Source organism: Micromonospora sp. MA102, from assembly GCF_025460765.1.
Taxonomy (GTDB): domain Bacteria; phylum Actinomycetota; class Actinomycetes; order Mycobacteriales; family Micromonosporaceae; genus Micromonospora; species Micromonospora halotolerans.
The window spans coordinates 123,141-141,874 of record NZ_JAMWEG010000018.1 but is presented as its reverse complement, the minus strand read 5'-3'; the positions used below and the strand labels follow the sequence as shown (position 1 = coordinate 141,874).

Annotated in this window: 19 protein-coding genes and 1 riboswitch; of the genes, 10 read left to right on the top strand and 9 right to left on the bottom strand. The window is 73.4% G+C overall.

Annotation, left to right across the window (positions count from 1 at the left end):
• Positions 1–173: 173 nt before the first annotated feature.
• The gene (locus NFX44_RS27650; RefSeq protein WP_262286527.1) at positions 174–1,610 is read right to left on the bottom strand and encodes a glycine hydroxymethyltransferase; all 1,437 of its coding nucleotides are present in this window, start codon (positions 1,608–1,610) and stop codon (positions 174–176) included.
• A gap of 18 nt (positions 1,611–1,628) precedes the next feature.
• Positions 1,629–1,718, bottom strand: a riboswitch (ZMP/ZTP riboswitch).
• 135 nt (positions 1,719–1,853) lie between these two features.
• Between NFX44_RS27650 and NFX44_RS27645 the strand changes: the two genes are divergently transcribed.
• Positions 1,854–2,660 (top strand): SDR family oxidoreductase, encoded by an 807-nt coding sequence (locus NFX44_RS27645; RefSeq protein ID WP_262286526.1) that lies wholly within the window; start codon positions 1,854–1,856, stop codon positions 2,658–2,660.
• Between the two features lie 60 nt (positions 2,661–2,720).
• Here the strand turns inward: NFX44_RS27645 and NFX44_RS27640 are convergent, their stop codons facing one another.
• From NFX44_RS27640 to NFX44_RS27625, 4 genes are all read right to left on the bottom strand, one after another.
• Entirely contained in the window at positions 2,721–3,221 is a 501-nt protein-coding gene (locus NFX44_RS27640) for a hemerythrin domain-containing protein (RefSeq protein WP_262286525.1), read from the bottom strand.
• Positions 3,222–3,330: 109 nt separating this feature from the next.
• A complete protein-coding gene (locus NFX44_RS27635; protein ID WP_262286524.1) occupies positions 3,331–4,818 on the bottom strand; it encodes a S8 family serine peptidase in 1,488 nt (495 codons plus the stop codon).
• Positions 4,819–4,965: 147 nt separating this feature from the next.
• The gene (locus NFX44_RS27630) at positions 4,966–5,829 is read right to left on the bottom strand and encodes an NAD(P)H-hydrate dehydratase (RefSeq protein WP_262286523.1); all 864 of its coding nucleotides are present in this window, start codon (positions 5,827–5,829) and stop codon (positions 4,966–4,968) included.
• Positions 5,813–6,544 (bottom strand): histidine phosphatase family protein, encoded by a 732-nt coding sequence (locus NFX44_RS27625; RefSeq protein WP_262286522.1) that lies wholly within the window; start codon positions 6,542–6,544, stop codon positions 5,813–5,815. Before NFX44_RS27625 ends, NFX44_RS27630 begins: the two co-directional genes overlap by 17 nt.
• Positions 6,545–6,696: 152 nt before the next feature.
• On the opposite strand from NFX44_RS27625, the gene NFX44_RS27620 reads away from it, so the two are divergent.
• The 3 genes from NFX44_RS27620 to NFX44_RS27610 all read left to right on the top strand — a co-directional run bounded on the left by NFX44_RS27620 (position 6,697) and on the right by NFX44_RS27610 (position 8,426).
• Positions 6,697–6,927: a hypothetical protein gene (locus tag NFX44_RS27620; protein ID WP_262286531.1), complete on the top strand. Its 231-nt coding sequence runs from the start codon at positions 6,697–6,699 to the stop codon at positions 6,925–6,927.
• A 150-nt stretch (positions 6,928–7,077) separates the two neighbouring features.
• Positions 7,078–7,407 carry a hypothetical protein gene (locus NFX44_RS27615; protein ID WP_262286521.1) on the top strand — a complete coding sequence of 110 codons (330 nt, stop codon included), beginning with the start codon at positions 7,078–7,080 and terminating at the stop codon, positions 7,405–7,407.
• 44 nt (positions 7,408–7,451) lie between these two features.
• Complete coding sequence (locus tag NFX44_RS27610) at positions 7,452–8,426, top strand: DNA polymerase domain-containing protein (protein ID WP_262286520.1); 975 nt, start codon at positions 7,452–7,454, stop codon at positions 8,424–8,426.
• 3 nt (positions 8,427–8,429) lie between these two features.
• On the opposite strand, the gene NFX44_RS27605 is transcribed toward NFX44_RS27610, so the two are convergent.
• Positions 8,430–8,936, bottom strand: coding sequence for an Lrp/AsnC family transcriptional regulator (locus tag NFX44_RS27605; RefSeq protein ID WP_262286519.1), 507 nt, complete (start codon positions 8,934–8,936; stop codon positions 8,430–8,432).
• Positions 8,937–9,008: 72 nt separating this feature from the next.
• Here NFX44_RS27605 and pdhA point away from each other — a divergent pair, with 72 nt between their 5' ends.
• The 5 genes from pdhA to NFX44_RS27580 all read left to right on the top strand — a co-directional run bounded on the left by pdhA (position 9,009) and on the right by NFX44_RS27580 (position 15,863).
• Positions 9,009–10,214, top strand: a complete 1,206-nt coding sequence (gene pdhA, locus NFX44_RS27600; RefSeq protein WP_262286530.1) for a pyruvate dehydrogenase (acetyl-transferring) E1 component subunit alpha — start codon at positions 9,009–9,011, stop codon at positions 10,212–10,214.
• Positions 10,214–11,218, top strand: coding sequence for an alpha-ketoacid dehydrogenase subunit beta (locus tag NFX44_RS27595; RefSeq protein WP_262286518.1), 1,005 nt, complete (start codon positions 10,214–10,216; stop codon positions 11,216–11,218). The genes pdhA and NFX44_RS27595 overlap by 1 nt, the downstream gene beginning before the upstream one ends.
• A gap of 53 nt (positions 11,219–11,271) precedes the next feature.
• Entirely contained in the window at positions 11,272–12,612 is a 1,341-nt protein-coding gene (locus NFX44_RS27590) for a dihydrolipoamide acetyltransferase family protein (protein ID WP_262286529.1), read from the top strand.
• Positions 12,613–12,712: 100 nt separating this feature from the next.
• The gene (locus tag NFX44_RS27585; RefSeq protein WP_262286517.1) at positions 12,713–14,392 is read left to right on the top strand and encodes a right-handed parallel beta-helix repeat-containing protein; all 1,680 of its coding nucleotides are present in this window, start codon (positions 12,713–12,715) and stop codon (positions 14,390–14,392) included.
• A 196-nt stretch (positions 14,393–14,588) separates the two neighbouring features.
• Positions 14,589–15,863, top strand: coding sequence for an Ig-like domain-containing protein (locus tag NFX44_RS27580; protein WP_262286516.1), 1,275 nt, complete (start codon positions 14,589–14,591; stop codon positions 15,861–15,863).
• 101 nt (positions 15,864–15,964) lie between these two features.
• Here NFX44_RS27580 and NFX44_RS27575 read toward each other — a convergent pair whose 3' ends face one another.
• Complete coding sequence (locus NFX44_RS27575) at positions 15,965–16,984, bottom strand: SMP-30/gluconolactonase/LRE family protein (protein ID WP_262286515.1); 1,020 nt, start codon at positions 16,982–16,984, stop codon at positions 15,965–15,967.
• A gap of 179 nt (positions 16,985–17,163) precedes the next feature.
• Between NFX44_RS27575 and NFX44_RS27570 the strand changes: the two genes are divergently transcribed.
• A complete protein-coding gene (locus NFX44_RS27570; RefSeq protein ID WP_262286514.1) occupies positions 17,164–17,529 on the top strand; it encodes an anti-sigma factor antagonist in 366 nt (121 codons plus the stop codon).
• A 61-nt stretch (positions 17,530–17,590) separates the two neighbouring features.
• On the opposite strand, the gene NFX44_RS27565 is transcribed toward NFX44_RS27570, so the two are convergent.
• Together NFX44_RS27565 and NFX44_RS27560 are read right to left on the bottom strand one after the other, a co-directional pair.
• Positions 17,591–17,959, bottom strand: a complete 369-nt coding sequence (locus NFX44_RS27565; protein WP_091258728.1) for an FKBP-type peptidyl-prolyl cis-trans isomerase — start codon at positions 17,957–17,959, stop codon at positions 17,591–17,593.
• 176 nt (positions 17,960–18,135) lie between these two features.
• On the bottom strand, positions 18,136–18,711 hold the full coding sequence (locus NFX44_RS27560) for a DoxX family membrane protein (RefSeq protein WP_262286513.1): 576 nt from the start codon (positions 18,709–18,711) through the stop codon (positions 18,136–18,138).
• Positions 18,712–18,734 lie beyond the last annotated feature (23 nt).

Below are 18,734 nucleotides of genomic sequence, written 5' to 3'. Positions count from 1 at the left end.
ACCCCCCACACCCCCCACGCACCCCGTTGATCATGAAGTTAGCGGCGGTGGAAGGCGCGTTCCAGGGCGCTAACTTCATGATCAACGCGGCGAGGGCGGGGTGGGGTGGGGGATGGGGACGCCCCACCCCGCCGGGGGCGGCCGGGTGGGGCGTCGGGGTTTGCTCCGTCGGGTCAGCCCAGGTCGACGGCCGGGTAGAGGGGGAAGTTGGTGAGCAGGTCGCTGGCCTGCTTGCTCACGGTTTCCGCCAGGGCCGGGTCGAGGGCGTACTTGGCCTTCGACGGGGTGCCGTCCGCGTTCGCGCCCGGCGTGGTCTGGCTGAGCACGGTGTGGATCAGCTCGGCCGTGGTGTCCATCTCGGTGCCGCCGAGGCCGCGGGTGGTCAGCGCCGGGGTGCCGATCCGGATGCCGGAGGTGTACCAGGCGCCGTTCGGGTCCTGCGGGACGGCGTTGCGGTTGGCCACGATGCCGGAGTCGAGCAGCGCCTGCTCGGCCTGCCGGCCGGTGAGCCCGTAGCCGGAGACGTCGATGAGCACCAGGTGGTTGTCGGTGCCGCCGGTGACCAGCTTCGCGCCCCGGCGGAGCAGCCCCTCGGCGAGCGCCTGGGCGTTGTCGACGATCCGCTGTGCGTAGCCGGCGAAGTCGGGGCGGCGGGCCTCGGCGAGGGCGACGGCCTTGGCGGCCATCACGTGCGGCAGCGGACCGCCGAGCACCATGGGGCAGCCCCGGTCGACCTGGTCGGCCAGCTCCGGGCCGCAGAGCACCATGCCGCCGCGCGGGCCGCGCAGCGACTTGTGGGTGGTGGTGGTGACGATGTGCGCGTGCGGCACCGGGTCGAAGTCGCCGGTGAAGACCTTGCCGGCGACGAGGCCCGCGAAGTGCGCCATGTCGACCATGAAGGTGGCGCCCACCGAGTCGGCGATCTCCCGCATGATCCGGAAGTTGACCTTCCGGGGGTACGCCGAGTAGCCGGCCACCAGGATCAGCGGCTTGAACTCGCGGGCCGCCTCGGCGACCGTGTCGTAGTCGATCAGGCCGGTGGCCGGGTCGGTGCCGTAGCTGCGCTGGTCGAACATCTTGCCGGAGATGTTCGGCCGGAAGCCGTGGGTGAGGTGCCCGCCGGCGTCCAGCGACATGCCCAGCATCCGCTGGTTGCCCAGCTCCCGGCGCAGCGCGAACCAGTCCGCCTCGGTGAGGTCGTTGACCTGGCGCACCTGGGCCTTCTTCAGGGCCGGGGACTCGACCCGGTCGGCCAGGATCGCCCAGAAGGCGACCAGGTTGGCGTCGATGCCGGAGTGCGGCTGCACGTACGCGTGGGCCGCCCCGAACAGCTCCTTGGCGTGCTCCGCGGCGAGGGCCTCGACGGTGTCGACGTTCTGGCAGCCGGCGTAGAAGCGGCGGCCGATGGTGCCCTCCGCGTACTTGTCGCTGAACCAGTTGCCCATGGCCAGCAGGGTGGCCGGGGAGGCGTAGTTCTCGCTGGCGATGAGCTTGAGCGACTCGCGCTGGTCGGCCAGTTCGGCCCCGATGGCGTCCGCCACCCGCGGCTCGACGGCGCGGATCACCTCCAGCGCGCTGCGGAAGGCGGTGGATTCGGCGTTCAGCGACATGCGACCTCCAGGTGACGTGCGGAAGGCCCAGGCGCTCGGCGTGCGTCCTTATGACGGGACCGCTTCCCGATGGTTCTCCATCCCCACGCGCCAGTCACGGCCCGCGCCGATCCTACCGGGTGCGCCGGAGCCGGGCGGGCGCACCTCCGCCGCGTGCCGGCGTGGTTGGGCGGCCCGGGGCTGGGCAAACCCCGGGGGAGGGGCCCGGCCAGGCGGCCCGCGTCCAGGGAGGGAGACCCGAGGATGAGCACACCGACCACCGACCGTCCGCTCGCCGTGGTGACCGGCGCGTCCAGCGGCATCGGGTACGAGTTGGCCGCCCGGTTCACCGAGCACGGCTACGACGTGGTGGTGGCGGCCGAGGACGCGGGGATCGCCACGGCGGCGCGGAACCTGCGCCGCGACAGCGGCCCGGAGGCGTACCCCGTGCAGGTGGACCTCGCCACGCCCGACGGCGTGGAGCAGTTGGCGCGGGCCGTGACGGAGCTGGGCCGTCCGGTGGACGCCCTGGCGCTGAACGCGGGCCGGGGCGCCGGCGGGAGCTTCGTGGGCGGCACCGACCTGAGCGACGAGCTGAACATCGTCGACCTGAACGTGCGGTCGACCGTGCACCTGGCCAAGCGGCTGCTGCCGGGCATGGTGGAGCGGGGCCGGGGGCGGGTGCTGTTCACCTCGTCGATCGCCTCGACCATGCCGGGGCCGTTCCAGTTGGTCTACAACGCCTCGAAGTCGTTCGTGCAGTCGTTCGCCGAGGGGCTGCGCAACGAGCTGAAGGACAGCGGGGTCACGGTCACCTCGCTGATGCCCGGCCCCACCGACACCGAGTTCTTCGAGCGGGCCCACATGGAGGACACCCGGGTGGGTCAGGGAAAGAAGGACGACCCGCGCGCGGTGGCCGAGGACGCCTTCGAGGCCCTCATGAAGGGGGAGCACAAGGTGGCGGCCGGCTCGTTCGTCAACAAGCTGCAGACCGCCGCCGGCAAGATCGTGCCGGACCGGCTGAAGGCGGAGCAGCACCGGAAGATGGCCGAGCCCGGCTCGGGCAGCTGACCCACGTACACGGCGGCGGGACCCGGCCTCGGCCGGGTCCCGCCGTCCGGTGGTGCCGGGTCAGGCGACGACGGCGTCCAGCGACTTCTTCAGCGCCTTCGGGGCGGTCGGCGTCTTCGGGGCCTTCGGGCGCAGGTCGATCATGCGCTGGCCGATCTCCTGGAGCTGGTTACGGCCGAGGGCCTCGCGGACCTTCGGGAACCACTCCTGCTCCTCCTCCTCGACGTGGTGCAGCACGTTCTCGATCAGCACCGTCGTCTTGGCGTTGTAGCGCTCGTCCTCGGCGTCCATGGTGAACAGCTCGAAGCAGAGCACGTCGGCGACGTGGTGCTCCTCGTACGACTCCAGGATGTCGTCCTCGACGTCCGGTACGAGCTTGCGGACCTCCGGGTACATCACCTCGTTCTCCAGGTAGGTGTGCACCGTCAGGGCCTCGAGGATCTGCGTCACCAGCTTCTGCCGCTCGCTCGCCGGGCCCTCCTCGGCGTCCTGGAAGGCCTTGAACAGGCGGCGGATCTCCTTGTGGTCCTCCTTGAGCAGGACGATCGCGTCGGTGGACACCGGGGTACCTCCTAGAGTCGGTTGATGTCGCCCCCGTACCCCCGCCCCGACCAGGACAAACGAGTGGGGCCCGGCGACTCGTCGCCGGGCCCCACAGGTGGTGCTGCCGCTACCTGACCACGTTGTACGCGTCGACCATGCCGGCGCCGTAGAACGAGTTACGCTCGCCGCCGGAGCAGGTCGCGTCGTACAGGTTCGGGTTGGTCGCCGAGATCAGCGGCACCGGGTTGTAGACGCCCGCCGGGCAGGACTGCGCCACGGACGTGCGCTCCAGGAACGACGCCAGTTGGCCGGGGGTCATCCCCGGGTGCGCCGACAGGGCCAGCGCCGCGACGCCGGTGGCGTGCGGGCCGGACATCGAGGTGCCCTGCTTGTACCCCCACCCGTTGGTCTTGGTGGCGGTGTTGAAGGTGGTCGACAGGATGGCGTCGGTGGTGGTCGAGCGCACACCCTGGGTCCGGTACCGGGTGTCGCCACCCGGCGCCGTCACGTCCACCACGCCCTGGCCGTACGAGGAGTAGTAGCTCTTCTCGCCGGTCGGGCCCACCGCGGAGACGGTCACCACGCCCGGCGCCTCGGCCGGCAGGTCGAGGCAGGCGTTGGTGAGGTTCTCACGGTTCTCCGGCGTCCCGTTGTTCGGGCTCGCGGTGTCGGTGATCTTGTGGGCCAGGTCGTAGTTGGAGTTGCCCGCGGACGCCACGGTGAGCACGCCCTTGGACTGCGAGTAGCGGATCGCCCGCTGCACGGCCTGCCACACCGGACGCTGGCGTGCGTCGTTGCGGCAGTTCAGCTCCCACGGGTCGATGAAGTAGCTGTTGTTGGTCAGCTGCATCCCGTGGTCGGCGGCCCACAGGAACCCGCAGACCGCGGCCTCCGGGTAGATGAAGCCGTCGTCGTTGACCACCTTGACGGCGGCGACCTTGACGCCCGGCGCGATGCCGGTCACGCCGACGCCGTTGACGGCGGCGGCGATGGTGCCGGCCACGTGGGTGCCGTGGTCGCTGGTGGTCGGGTTCCACGCCGCCTCGGTGGTGTTGCTGACACCGCCGATGCAGGACGTGCTCTTGTCCTTGGCGATCTGCGTCGCCAGGTCCGGGTGGGTGCTGGAGATGCCGCTGTCCAGCACGCCGACGACGACGTTCGCGCTGCCGCTGTTCACGGCGTGGGCCTGCGGCACGTGGATCATGTCCATGTCCCACTGCTGGCCGTAGAGCGGTTCCTTGGTCGGGTCGTCGGTGGCGGCGGCGACGTCGGCCGCGGAGACCTCCACGGTCTCGCCCTCGTCGAGGGCGGTGCCCAGGCCGGCGGTGGATGCAACCGCCTCGACGCCCGCGCCCGCCACCTGGGTGGCGAAGTCCGGGTTGGTCGAGCGGACGACGAGCACGCCGATCTGGTCGTAGGAGGCCACGACGGTGCCCTTGGCGGCCGCCACGCGGGCGGCGGCCTTGCTGGTGTTGGCGCCCTGCGGGGCGAGGACCAGGTACGAGGTGTCCGGTCCGGCGGCGGCCGCCGGTGCCAGCCCACCGCTGAGGGCGAGGCCGACGCCGAGCGTCGCGGCGGACGCGGCGGCCAGTGTCTTGCGACGGAGGTTCTTCACACAGACTCCCAGGGGGCCGATCTTGCCGAGCCGCACTCCCTGGCGGGAAGTGGGCCGGCGGAAGACGTGCACGTTGCTCGCCTTCGATGGACCAGCGTAGGCAGCCGGTGTGGTGTTACACACACCCGAACGGACGGACAACACCCGTCAGACGGTGGCCACCGTGTAGGGGATCTCGTCGAGCAGTTCGCGCGCCAGGAAGCCGATCCGGCCGTACCGGGGGACCAGGCGCTGCCCGCTCACCGCGTGGGCGAACGCGGCCCAGCAGGCGGCCTGCGCCGGCTCGGCGCCCCGGGAGAGCAGCCCGGCGAGCAGCCCGGCCCGGACGTCCCCGCTGCCCGAGGTGCCCAGGCCCGCGTCGCCGCTCTCCTCCCGCCAGGCCCGCCCGTCGGGAGTCGCGATGTGCCCGTAGAGGGAGACCACGGCGTCGTACCGGTGGGCCAGTCGCACGGCCTCGGCGTCCAGGTCGTCGCCGGGCTGCCGGTCGAGCAGGTGCTGGGCCTCGGTGAGGTTGGGCGTGAGCACCACCTTGCGTCCCGAGCCGACCAGCAGGTCCGGCTCGTGGCTGAGCGCGCCGAGGGCGTACGCGTCGAGCACCAGCGCGGTCTCCGGGCCGGCCGCGTCGAGGACGACGTGCAGCAGCGCCCGGGTGGCGTCGATGTCCTTGAGGCCGGGCCCGACCGCCACCACGTCCGCCTCGGCGATCAGGCCGTCGAGCAGGTCGCCCGGGTCGCCCCGGACCGCGCCGTCGGCGGTCTCCGGCAGGCCGACCACCAGCGCCTCGGGCACCTGGATGCTGAGCGCGGCGGCGGTGGACTCGGCGGCGGCCAGTTGCAGCACGCCGGCGCCGGCGCGCAGGGCGGCCACCCCGGCGAGCAGCACCGCGCCGGGCGTGAACCGGGACCCGCCGACCACCAGCACCGTGCCCCGGGCCTCCTTGCCGCCGGTCGGCACCGGCAGCGCCCAGTCGCGCAGCAGCGCGGGGGTGATGACCTCAGACCGGCTCGGCATGGACCTCGTCCTCCCTTGTCGAACGCGCCCCCTGCCGGTGCAGGTGGGAGACGTCGTTGAACACGTCCGGGGTCAGCCGGCCGGTGGCGTCCGCCGACCAGCCGGTGACCGAGCAGTTGGCGATGACGTGCTCCCGGGTGAGCGCCATCAGCTCAGCCTCGGTGAGCCCCTCCACGAGGTAGCGCAGCAGGAAGACCAGCGCGTCGTGGCCGAACAGCAGCACCCGGCCACCGGCGTGGTCCCGGCGCAGGTCGCCGAGGAGCGTACGCAGCCGCAGCGCCACGTCGGTCCAGGACTCCCCGCCGGGCGGGCGGTAGTAGAACTTGCCGAGCCGGTCCCGGCGCGCCGCCTCGTCGGGGTGCCGCCGGCGGACGCCGTGCCCGGTCAACCCGTCGAGGATGCCCAGCTCGCGGTCGCGCAGCCGCTCGTCGCGGCTCGCCGGCACGCCGGTGCCGGCGAGGGCCAGCTGTGCGGTCCGCACCGCCCGCAGGTACGGCGACACCACCGCCACGTCCGGCCGCCGCGCCTCGGGCAGCCCGGCGAGCCACCGACCGGTCGCCCGGGCCTGCTCCTCGCCGGTGGGCGACAGCGGCACGTCCGCGTCCCGGTGGGTCAGGTCGATCAGCTCGGCGCCCGCGGCCTCGGCGGCCGTGGCCGCGACGTTCGCGGTGCTCTCGCCGTGCCGGACGATCCAGAGGGCTGCCAGTTCCGCCATGCGGCCTCCGGTACCCGGGTGCTGCGGGGGGTAACCGTGCCGGTCGGTGGCGGCCGGCGCACCCGCGGGGCGTGAACGGCGGCGGGTCGGGTAAGCGCGGTCGGCCCCGTACGAGGGCGGGGCCGACCCAGGGGAGGTGTGCCGTGGCGACGATGGTGCGGGAGCCGACGAGCCCGGTGAAGGACAAGAACTACGACCTGATCCACGCGGTGCAGATGTCACTGCAGCACATCTGGCAGATGGAGACGTACATCGCCGACGCGGAGGACCGGGGCGACACCGAGCTCGCCACCTGGTTCCGCAAGATCCAGGAGAACAACCGCAAGGCCGGCGACCAGGGCAAGAAGATGCTCATGGAACGGCTCCAGAAGGAGAACGGCTGACCGTACGCGCCGGTGGCCGGGTGGGTGCGCCCGCCCGGCCACGAGCGTGTCCGGGGACCCGCCGCGCCGCGCGGGCGGCGCGGAGTGGCATCGACCGGGAAGAATGTCGTCCGACGCACCGGGGTGGGCCCGGTCGCGGGGAGGCGACGCATGGAGACGGTCATCAGGGGTCTGCGGGAAGCGCTGGTGCTCTTCCTGATCGCGGCGGTGGTGATCGCTGTCGCGGTGGGGATCTGGGTCGGGGTCAGCGGTGGCGATTTCGTCTACCGGCTGGGCGTGGCGTTCATGCTGGTCGGCGCCGTGATCGGGATGACCGGCGACCTGACGCTGAGCCGGATCGGCATGCTGCCGGCCCGGTCCGCCTTCGGGCTGGCCCCGGAGCGGGAGGACGGCGGCGGGGGCCGGGTGCTCACCGGCGTCGGCATCTTCCTCTTCGTCTCGGTGCCGCTGATCGTCGTCGGGGCCCTGCTCATCACGTGACGAGATCCCCGCGCCGCGACCGTCCGCGTCGTACGGTGTGAGGCGTGGCGACCACGGCGGCCGAGGAGATCCGGGTGGGGGAGCGGCTGGTCCGCGTCTCCAGCCCCGACAAGCCCTACTTCCCGGAGCGCGGACTGACCAAGCTGGACGTGGTGCACTACTTCCTGTCCGTCGGCGACGGCATCCTGCGCGCGCTGCGCGACCGACCGACCATGCTGGAGCGCTGGCCGCGCGGCGTGTTCGAGGGCGCGAAGATCGCCACCCGGCAGACCAACAAGGGTGACGCGTTCTACCAGAAGCGGTTGCCGGCGGGCGCGCCCGAGTGGGTGCGCACCGCGCACATCACCTTCCCGAGCGGCCGGACCGCCGACGAGGTGGCCCCGAGCGAGCTGGCCGTGGTGATCTGGGCGGCCAACCTGGGCACCCTGCGCTTCCACCCCTGGCCGGTCTCGGCGGGCGACGTGGAGCGCCCCGACCAGCTCCGCATCGACCTGGACCCGATGCCCGGGGTGGACTTCGCCCAGGTGGTGCCGGTCGCCCACGAGGTGCGCGCGTTCCTCGACGAGCTGGGCCTGGTGGGCTACCCGAAGACCACCGGCGGCCGGGGGATCCACGTCTATCTGTCGATCGAGCCGCGGTGGAGCTTCGGCGAGTGCCGGCGCGCGGTGCTGGCGCTGGGCCGGGAGATGGAGCGCCGGCTCCCCGACCTGGTCACCACCACCTGGTGGCGGGAGCAGCGGGACCGGCCGGTCTTCGTCGACTACAACCAGATGGCCCGGGACCACACCGTGACCTCGGCGTACTCGATCCGGCCCACCCCGCGGGCGCTGGTCTCCGCGCCGCTGGACTGGGTGGAGCTGGACGACGCCCGGCCGGAGGACTTCGACGTGGTCAGCATGCCGGCCCGGTTCGCCGAGCGGGGCGACCCGCACGCCGGCCTGGACGAGCGCCGGTTCTCCCTGGAGCCGCTGCTGGAGCTGGCCGACCGGGAGGGCCTGGAGGCCCCGCCGGAGCGGTAGGCGTCACTGCCACGGGCTCAGCGTCCCGTCGAACTCCTCGAAGACCAGCCAGGTGCGGGTCGACAGCACCCCGGCGATGCTCTGCACCCGGTCCAGCACCACGTCCCGCAGGGTGGCGTTGTCCGGCGCCCGGACCAGGGCCAGCACGTCGTGCTCGCCGCTGAGCAGCGCCGCGTGCTCGATGTAGCGCACCCGGGCCAGCTCGGCGGACACCTCGCGCCAGGTGTTCTGCTCGATGGTCAGCGCGATGTACGCCGAGGTGCCCAGCCCGGCCGGCTCGGGCGCCACCTGGGCCCGGAACCCGGTGACCACCCCGTCCCGCAGCAACCGCTCCACCCGGGCGTACGCGTTGGTGCGCGAGACGTGCACCCGTTCGGCCAGCGTACGGATGGAGAGCCGGGCGTCCTCGGTCAGTTCGCGCAGGATCCGCCGGTCGACCTCGTCGAGTGGCCCGGCCGAACGTCCCGTTCCGCCCGCCGTGCCCGCTGTGCTTCCGGTCTCCTGGCTCATGAGGGTCGCCTTCCGGTGCCATTCGTCCTGCCTTCACGCCGGATGTTGAGTCAATCATCCGACAGCGGAAGCATAGGGCCACCACACGTCCAGGAGGTCCCCGCCGTGACGACCACACCCCAGGCGGTCCGCAGGGCATCCCCGCGCACCCGCCGGCCGGCCACCCCGGCCGCTCCCGACCCCACCGACGGCCTGCTGCCGAAGAGCGAGCCGGTCCGGCTGCTGAACCCGGACGGCACCCCGCTGCCGGCCCGGGACGACTACCCGGAGCCGCCGGTCGAGGCGCTGCGCGAGATGTACCGCCGGATGGTCGTCGGCCGTCGCTTCGACGTGCAGGCCACCGCGCTGACCAAGCAGGGCCGGCTCGCCGTCTACCCGTCCTCCCGCGGGCAGGAGGCCTGCCAGGTCGGCGGGGTGCTGGCGCTGCGCGACAGCGACTGGGTCTTCCCCACCTACCGGGAGTCCATGGCGCTGACCGCCCGCGGCATCGACCCGGTCGAGGTGCTCACCCTTCTGCGTGGCGACTGGCACTGCGGGTACGACCCGACGGCCGTGCACACCGCGCCGCAGTGCACCCCGCTCGCCACCCAGTGCGTGCACGCCGCCGGGCTCGCCTACGGCGAGTCCTACCAGGGACGGGACACCGTGGCGCTGGCCTTCATCGGTGACGGCGCGACCAGCGAGGGCGACTTCCACGAGGGGGTCAACTTCGCCGCCGTGTTCAAGGCACCGGTCGTCTACTTCGTGCAGAACAACAAGTACGCGATCAGCGTGCCGCTGTCCCGGCAGACCGCCGCGCCGAGCCTGGCCTACAAGGGCGTCGGCTACGGGGTGCCCAGCGAGCAGGTCGACGGCAACGACCCGGTGGCCGTGCTCGCGGTGCTCACCCGCGCCGTCGCGCACGCCCGCGCCGGCAAGGGCCCGTACCTGGTCGAGGCGCACACCTACCGGATGGAGCCGCACACCAACGCCGACGACCAGACCCGCTACCGGGACGCCGAGGAGGTCGAGGCGTGGCGCGACCGCGACCCGATCGCCCGGCTGGAGGCGTACCTGCGAAACCGGGGCGCGCTGGACGACGCCGCGGTCGCGGCGATCGCCGAGGAGGCCGAGGCGTACGCGGCCGCGCTGCGCGACCGGATGAACGCCCAGCCCGAGGTCGACCCGCTGAGCCTCTTTGACCACGTCTACGCGGAGCCGACCCCGCAACTGGTCGAGCAGCGTGACCAGGTCCGCGCCGAGCTGGCCGCGGCCCGCGCCGAGGAGGGGGACGCCTGATGGCCACCATGACCATGGCGAAGGCGCTCAACGCCGCGCTCGCCGACGCGATGCTGGACGACGAGCGGGTGGTCGTCTTCGGCGAGGACGTCGGGCAGCTCGGCGGCGTCTTCCGGATCACCGACGGGCTCCAGGCCCGGTTCGGCGACAAGCGCTGCTTCGACACCCCCCTCGCCGAGGCCGGCATCGTCGGTTTCGCCGTCGGCCTGGCCATGTCCGGGCTGCGCCCGGTGGTCGAGATGCAGTTCGACGCGTTCGCGTACCCGGCGTTCGAGCAGATCGCCTCGCACGTGGCGAAGCTGCGCAACCGCACCCGGGGCGCGCTCAGCGTGCCGATCGTCATCCGGGTGCCCTACGCCGGCGGCATCGGCGGCGTGGAGCACCACTGCGACTCGTCCGAGGCGTACTACGCGCACACCCCGGGCCTGAAGGTCGTCACCCCGGCCACCGTCGAGGACGCGTACTCGCTGCTGCGCGAGGCGATCGACGACCCGGACCCGGTCGTGTTCATGGAGCCGAAGAAGCTCTACTTCTCCAGCGCCGAGGCGGAGCTGCCGGCCCGGACCGCGCCGTTCGGCAAGGCCGTCGTGCGCCGCGCCGGCACCGACGCCACCCTCGTCGCGTACGGGCCGGCGGTGCCGGTCGCGCTGGAGGCCGCCGAGGCCGCCCGCGAGGAGGGCTGGGACCTGGAGGTGGTCGACGTGCGCACGATCGTGCCGTTCGACGACGCCACCGTCACCGCCTCGGTGCGGAAGACCGGCCGCTGCGTGGTGATCCAGGAGGCGCAGGGCTTCGCCGGGGTCGGCGCGGAGATCGCCGCCCGGGTGCAGGAGCGCTGCTTCCACGCCCTGCACGCCCCGGTGCTGCGGGTGTCCGGGCTGGACATCCCCTACCCGGCGCCGATGCTGGAGCACACCCACCTGCCCTCGGTCGACCGGGTGCTGGACGCCGTGGCCCGGCTCCAGTGGGACGACCAGCCGGACGAGCGGTGGGTGGCGGCATGACCGAACGCACCGAGCGAAGCGAGGGCCGTGAGGGCACGCCCGGCCGGCGCGGCATGACCACCGCGACCGGGACCCGCGACTTCCTCCTGCCCGACCTGGGCGAGGGCCTGAGCGAGGCGGAGATCGTCGAGTGGCGGGTCGCCGTCGGCGACGTGGTCACCGTGGACCAGACCGTGGTCGAGGTGGAGACCGCCAAGGCCGTGGTCGACGTCCCCTGCCCGTACGCCGGCCGGGTCGTGGCCCTGCACGGCGCGGCGGGTGAGGTCCGCCCGGTGGGCCAGCCGCTCATCACGATCGCCCCGCTCGACGGCGACGGCGGCGACGACCCGCACGCCACCTACCGCGAGGAGGAGCGGGCCGGCTCCGGCAACGTCCTGATCGGGTACGGCACCGGCCACGGCGGCTCGGGCCGGCGGCGCCGCCGCCCCCGGCTGGCCCTGGCCACCGAGCCCGACGCCGCGCCGGCCGCCCCCGCCCCGGCGGCCGCCGCCGCGGACCGCACCGCGCCGCTGGTCATCTCGCCGATCGTCCGGCGGCTGGCCCGGGAACGCGGCCTCGACCTGGCGGCCCTGCGCGGCACCGGGCCGGGCGGGGTGATCCGCCGCGCCGACGTCGAGGCGGCGTCCGCCGCGCCCGCCGCGCAACTCGCCGCCGTGCCGGACGCCCCGGCCGCGCACGTCGGGCTGGCCCCGGCCGGCGACGGCGACGTGGTCATCCCGCTCACCGGCATTCGCAAGGTCATCGCCGACAAGCTCTCCCGCAGCCGGCGGGAGATCCCCGAGGTGACCATCTGGGTGGACGTGGACGCCACCGGGCTGCTGGCGACCCGGGCCGCGATCAACGCCGCCACCCCGGAGACGCCGGTCAGCATCCTGGCCCTGCTGGCCCGGATCTGCCTGAGCGGCCTGCGGAAGTACCCGCAGCTCAACGCCCACGTCGACACCGAGGGGCAGCGGATCGTCCAGTCGGCCGGCGTGCAGCTGGGCATCGCCGCACAGACCGACCGGGGCCTCGTCGTGCCAGTGCTGCGCGACGCCCAGCGGCTGACCACCCGGGAGCTGGCCGCGGCCCTCGCCGAGACCACGGCGGCCGCCCGGGCCGGCAGCCTGCCCCCGGCCCGGCTCACCGGCGGCACCTTCACGTTGAACAACTACGGGGTGTTCGGCGTAGACGGGTCCACCCCGATCATCAACCATCCGGAGGCGGCGCTGCTCGGCGTCGGCCGGATCGTCGACAAGCCGTGGGTGGTCGACGGGCAGCTCGCCGTGCGCAAGGTGACCCAGCTCAGCCTCACCTTCGACCACCGGGTCTGCGACGGCGGGGTGGCCGGCGGCTTCCTGCGGCACGTCGCGGACTGCGTGGAACAGCCCGCCCTGCTGGTGGCGAACGTCTGACCCCGGCCCCGGTCCCGGCCACCCGCGTGGCCGGGGCCGCACCCCTGTTTCTCCGCCGGCGGACCGGGAAGACGAGCCCGGTCGCCGACGGGAGGGACGGATGACGTATCCGCACATGCCCTCGGCCGGAGGGGTACGCCCGCATCCGGTCGCCGGCGCGCCGCTGATGTGCGACGCGCGGGAGCACGGGCTGACCGGGGACGGGACGACCAACGACCAGCCGGCCTTCGCCGCGCTGGTGGACCTGCTGGGCGACGCGTACGCCGCCGACGGGCGGGCCCGGGTGATCTACTGCCCGCCCGGGGTGTACTCGATCCGCGACGCCGGCACGGTCTGGCGAACCGGCGTCTCGCTGGTCGGCGCGGGCCCCGGTGCCACCCGGTTCGTGCTCGGCAACCCGGGCGACCGGGCCGACCCGACGACGCTGGCGTTCCACACCGCCGAGCTGCACGGCGCGAGCCGGGAGCGGCACCTGGCGTACTGCACCTTCGCCGACTTCGAGATCGACGGGTCCGGGGTGGCGATGGCCGAGTACAACCCGCTGGCCAAGGGGCTGGGCCTCCAGTACGTGGTGCGGGGCATGTTTCGCAACCTCTACATCCACCACACCGCCGCGACCGGCCTGGGCTGCGACTTCCTCCAGGACTGCCTGATCGACGGGGTGCTGGTGGCCGGCTGCGGGCGGATGGACAACGGCACCGAGATGGGCGGCGCGGGGATCGGGATCGGGATCGGCGGCTGGGGCAGCGTCGAGCGGGTCAACGTGGTGAACTGCTCGGCGGTCGGCAACGCCACCAGCGGGATCTTCTTCGAGCTGCAGTTCGAGGGCGGGCTGCGCCCGCGCGGCATCCGGGTGGTCGGCTGTCACGCCGAGGGCAACCGCTTCGGCGTCGCCGACTGGGGCGCCAACGGCCTCGTCGTGTCGGCGTGCACGCTGGTCGGCAACCTCGACGCCGGCTTCCAGGTCTCGGCCAAGGGCACCACCGGCACGGCGGGTCGCGGCGGCCTCCTCACCGACTGCGTGATCGACGCGAACCTGCGCGACGGGATCAGCATCGGGAACACCCCCGGGCCGTACACCGTGCGGGGCAACCGGATCAGCGGTAACGGCCGGTACGGCTACCACCAGTGCAGCCTGGGCGACGCGGGGCCGGAATGCGCCCGGGAGATCGTCATCGAGAGCAACGACTTCTACGGCAACAGCCTGGACGCCGTCCGCTTCGACCGGCCGGTCCGGGACGCGTTCGTCGTCGACAACCGGATCCGGGCGAACGGCCGCCAGTGCGGGCCGGCCGACCGGAGCGGCGGTGACACGGTCCGGTACAGCGAGCGGTCGGTGGTCGACCGCCGGGCGAGCTGGCGGGGCGACGCGCACCGGGGCAAGACGATCGGGGTGGGCCAGCGGGTCGCGGTGGTCGCCGCGAACGACGAGAACGAACTTCACCTGGCCCCGGTCCGGCCGGGCGCCTTCACGGGCTGGAGCGGCGACACCCCGAATCCGGGCAGCGGTTACGAGATACCCGGGCCGCCGGCGACCCGGGCCGGCATCACCGTCAACGCGACCATGGACTCGGCCACCATCCGCGGCAACCGGGTCTGGGACAGCCACGAGCCGACCACCCAGACGCACGGGCTCTGGGTCACCGCGGAGGGCGGCTGCGTCGGCTGCCGGGTCGAGGACAACGACCTGGCCGGGAACGCCGAGGCGGCCGTCCGGTTGGACACGCCGCCGGTGGGCGGCCGTTGGGAACGCAACCACGGGGACGACGACCGGGGGTGAACCGGTCGTCGCGGTTCGTCCGTCGCAACCGGCCACGGCCGTGACGCGCCGCCCGTCCACGCCGCCGATTCCCATTTCCGTACGTCCGCGCCGAAATCGAAGTCAGCCGCCGCTGGCAATTCTGCCGAATATGCCACGCCGCCCCGAGAGCCGTACAGAATGTGAACCAAGGGGGACTGGAAATGGGGTGCGGAATATGGACGTGAGGCGGCGATTGACGCTATTGGCGGTAACCATCGCAGCCACCCCGTTGGTGGTCGGCGGGTGCACCGCCGGCCAGCGGGAGGCCGTCAAGCCCGGTCACGGCAAGGCGGCACCGCCGTCGGTGACGCTCACCCCGGTGGACCGGACGAAGGGTGTGCCGGTCAGCGCCGAGGTGGGAACGACGGTCAGCGGCGGGAAGGTGACCGCCGTGAAACTCACCGACGACAAGGGCCGGCCGGTGCCGGCGCAGCCGCGCGAGGACGGGTCGGGCTGGGTGCCGGACCGGCCGCTGGAGAATTCGCGGACGTACACCGCGGAGGTGACCGCGACCGGCGATTCCGGGCGGACCACCACGCAGAAGACGACGTTCACCACGATGGCGAAATCCACCAAACCGGCCATCACCAGCGAGCTCTATTTCACCAGTAAGCAGACGTACGGGACGGCGATGCCGGTGGTCGTCGCATTCGATCCGCCCATTCCGAAAGAGGCCAGAGCGGACGTGCAGCGCCGGTTGTTCGTGAAGACCGACCCGCCGCAGCCGGGCACCTGGTCCTGGATGGCGGACGGCAAGCAGGTCGAATACCGGGCGCCCGACTTCTGGAAGTCCGGCACGAAGATCAGCGTCCGGAGCGCCCTGGAGGGGCTGCCGATCGGCAAGGACGCCATCGGCGACGCCGACCACAGCGCGACCTCCACGATCGGGCGGCAGGTCTCGCTCGAGATCGACAACGCCACCAAGCAGATGTCCGTCTTCCGGGAGGGCAAGCTGCTCCGCAAGGTCCCGGTGAGCCTCGGCAAGTCGAGCACGCCCACCTCCAGCGGCAAGATGGTGATCATGGAGAAGTTCGACCGCACCACCTTCGACACCCGGGGTTCGGCCGATCCGTACGTGGTCGACGTGGACGACGCCCAGCGGCTCACCTGGGGTGGCGAGTTCATCCACTCCGCCCCGTGGTCGGAGGGGGAGCAGGGCTTCACCAACACCTCACACGGCTGCACCAACGTCTCCGCGGCCGCCGCGGACTGGCTGATGGGCGTCACCCAGGTCGGCGACCTGGTGACCGTCAAGGGCACCGAGGTGAAGCTGGACCAGGGCAACGGCTTCACGGCCTGGAACGTCGGCTGGGACGAGTTCGTCAAGGGCAGCGCGCTGCCCGTACCGGCGGGGCTGAAGCCCACGCACAGCGCCACGCCGCACCCGGGCGCGGTGGCCGGCGGGTCGTCGCCCGCCCCCGCCCCGTCCAAGAGCAACAGCGGCGGCTGACCACCGGGGAGGAACGGCCGGGCCGGCCCGCGAACAGCGCGGGCCGGCCTCGCGCCGTTCAGTCCAGGTCGACGGACCAGCGCGGGCCGGCCTCATGCCGTTCAGTCCAGGTCGACCCGGGCCACGCCCGTCGCGGTCAGGCTGCCCAGCCAGAGGCGCCGCCCGTGCTGCCGCACGCCGGTGATCATCGGGTACGCCCCGCTCGGGCCGTGCAGGGTGCGCAGCACCCGACCGGTGCCGTCCACCAGGGCGACCAGCCCGTAGCGGCGGGGCTGCGGCTGCACCGCACCCGGCAGCAGGGCCACGAGCTGGCGCACCCGGGGATGCGGCAGCAGCTTCTCCATGATCGGCAGCCGCGGGCTGGGCAGCGCGATCCAGTAGGTCCCGTCGCCCACGGGCGAGACGTTGTCCGGATAGGCCGGCAGGTCGGCCAGCACGGTGGCCCGGCCGTCGGGCAGGTCCACCCGGAGCAGCCGGTGGGTGGCCGTCTCGACCAGCATCAGCGCGGACTCGTCCGGGGTGAGCGCCACCCCGTTGGGGAAGTAGAGCCCGCCCGCCACCACCTCGGTGCGCCCGGTCCGCCGGTCGTACGCCAGCACGCGGCCGTTGGGCCGGTGCTCCAGCAGGTCCCGCTTCCAGTGCGAGAGCGGGAACCGGTCCGACGAGTCGGTGAAGTAGATCGTGCCGTCCCGGGCCACGGCGGCGTTGTCGGCCAGGTGCACCGGTGGCGCCGCGCCGGTCAGCTCGTGCACCGCGCCGTCGGGCGTGACCCGCAGCAGCCCCCGGTAGGCGTCGCAGACCACCAGCCCGCCGTCGACCGGGTCCAGCTCGATGCCGAGCGGCCGGCCGCCGGTCTCGGCGAGCAGCGCGGGGCGGGTGCCGGCCGGCGCGTCCGCCGGCCACCACCAGAGCCGGCCGTCCTCGTCGCCGCTGACCACCCGGCCCTCCGGGTCGATCAGCACGTCCTCCGGGCCGTGCGCGCCGTCGGGCAGCGGCAGCAGGTCGGCCCGGTCGAGCCGCACGTCGGTGGCGGCCCACGGCCCGTCCAGCGGCGGTGGCACGGTGGCCGGCTCACGGACCGGTCGGATCAGCAGGGGCACGCGCGGGCGGGGGACGGCCATCCGGCCATTCTTCCCCGCCGATGCCCCCGCCGGGAATCCCCGGCGGCGTGTCCGCGCCGCGGTCGCGGCCCCGGGCCTGCGGGATGACCCCGAGCCCGCTCAGGGTCCCACCCGGGACCTACCCGGAACCCCGCCCGCGGGCGGCCGGAACTGTCGGTGGTGGGGGATAGGTTCGGGACATGCGAGAGCGCGGCGACCGGTTCCACGTGGCGACGAGCGTCAGCGACCACGTGGTGGACCTGCGGGCGGTCGGCGAGATCGACATCGCCACCGTGGCGGCATTCCGGGCCGCGCTCTGGGCCGCGCCGGCCCGGCCGGTGCTGCGGCTCGACCTCTCCGGTGTGCGGCTGCTCTCCGCCGCCGGGGTGCGCGCGCTGGTCGCCGCCCACCTGCGGGTCCGGGCCCGCGGCGGTGAGCTGGTGCTGGTCGACCCCGACCCGGTGGTCGCCCGGGTGCTGCGGGCCACCGGCCTGCACCGGGTGCTGCCGATCCGCGAGTCGGCCCACGAGTCGGCCCACGAGCTGGTCACCTGCGCCGCCGCCTGACCGGCCGGCGACGCAGGGCCGCCGGCGGCACGCCGACGGCCCTGGCGAAACGGTTCGCGGGTCAGCGCACGCCGACGAGGTCCACCACGAAGACCAGCGTCTCGTTCGGCTTGATCACGCCACCGGCACCCCGGGCGCCGTAGCCCAGGTGCGGCGGGATGGTCAGCCGACGCCGGCCACCGACCTTCATGCCGACCACGCCCTGGTCCCAGCCGGCGATGACCTGGCCGCCGCCGAGCGGGAACTCGAACGTGTCACCCCGGTTGTACGACGCGTCGAACTCGCGGCCGGTCGAGTGGGCCACGCCCACGTAGTGCACGCTGGCCAGCTGGCCGGGGCGGGCCTCCGGGCCGTCGCCGACCGTGATGTCCTCGATGACGAGATCGGCGGGCGGCGCGCCCTCGATCGGGCCAACCTCGGGCTTCTCCATGAGCGGGTCTCCTCGGTGCTGACAAGTGCGGTCCCCGTCGATCCTGCCGGATCGCGCCCGGCCGATACGCGTCGGTCCCCGCCGCGGCGTGGCGGCGGGGACCGGTGGGATGGCACGAGAGTGGCGGGCGCCGCCTCTCGGTGACGCCCGCCCGGTGGGCACGGCCCGCGGTGACCTCACTTCAGCCAGGGCAGCCGCGCGACGGCGGGGAGCTTCGCCCAGGCCCGGCCGAGGCCGAGGGTGTCACCGGCGTTGACCAGGGCCAGGCCGGCCAGCAGACCCGCGTAGATGAGGTGGTCGTCCATGACGGGGTTGTTCTCGGGGGGCAGCACGGCCGTCCACATCATCAGCAGCAGCAGCCCGCCGGCGACCGCGGCGAGCCGGGTGCCGATCCCGAGCAGCAGGGCCACGCCGATGCCGAGCAGGCCGAGCATGAACAGCCAGTCCGCCCACGCCGCGCCGGCGATCTCCTGGTAGAACCCCTTGAACGGGCCGGCCGCGCCGAAGGTCAGGAAGCCCTTCGTCGGGCTGCCGCCGTTGATCCAGGCGGCCTTCGCCGCGGTCTCGTGGCCGAGGCCGAACATCTTGTCGAGGAAGGCCCAGAGGAACGTCCAGCCCAGGGCGATCCGGAGTCCGGCGAAGACGTACCGGGTGGCCTTCTGGCGGGTGGTCTCGGCGTCCCGGGTGGCCTCGGCCGCCGGGGCGATGGTGTTGGCGGTGGTCCGCTCGATCGTCGCGGTCATGGTCTCCACGTCCCTTCCTGTGCCTCGCACCG